Raw genomic sequence first — 611 nt, forward strand, 5'->3', positions numbered from 1 at the left:
GACCAGAACCGGTGCCGCCTCGGTCATCGCCGGAACCTGGAGCATCAACCAGGTCATCACCGACAAGCCGATCCGCGACCCTTCGATCTTCATGCTGTCGACTTTCGATCGCCAGCGCTATCTGGCGATCGAATCCAGTGCCACCTCGGCCGCCAATCTCGAATGGATCGTTCGCGAATTCCTCGAACATGGCGGCGAAGCCGGCAAGTCGCCATTCGAATTGTGCAGCGAACTGGTGGCGTCCGTCGATCCCAACAGCGACATCCCGATCTATCATCCCTTCCTTTATGGCTCGCAGCAGAATGGCCATGCGCGCGCCGGCTTCTACGGCATCGCCGGCTGGCACAGCCGAGCCCATCTGCTGCGTGCGCTGTTCGAGGGGGTCGCCTTCGAGCACAAGCGCCATGTCGAGACCTTGCACAAAGCGGGCGCCGATTTCGACCAGGTGGTGTTGTCCGGCGGCGGCTCGCGCAGCAGCGTCTGGCCGCAGATTTTCGCCGATGTGCTCGGCGTGCCCGTCACCGTGGCGCGCAGCCGCGAAACCGGCGCGCTGGGAGCGGCGATCGCGGCGGGCACCGGCGTCGGCATTTTCGCGGACTACAGTGCCGGTG

Annotated in this window: 1 protein-coding gene; it reads left to right on the forward strand. The window is 64.6% G+C overall.

The window, feature by feature from the left end:
* Positions 1–611: FGGY-family carbohydrate kinase (locus tag EN879_RS38095; protein ID WP_245493963.1), on the forward strand; the 611-nt coding region annotated here is incomplete at both ends.

Origin of the sequence: Mesorhizobium sp. M7A.F.Ca.AU.002.02.1.1, from assembly GCF_003998535.1 — a bacterium.
GTDB lineage: Bacteria > Pseudomonadota > Alphaproteobacteria > Rhizobiales > Rhizobiaceae > Mesorhizobium > Mesorhizobium ciceri.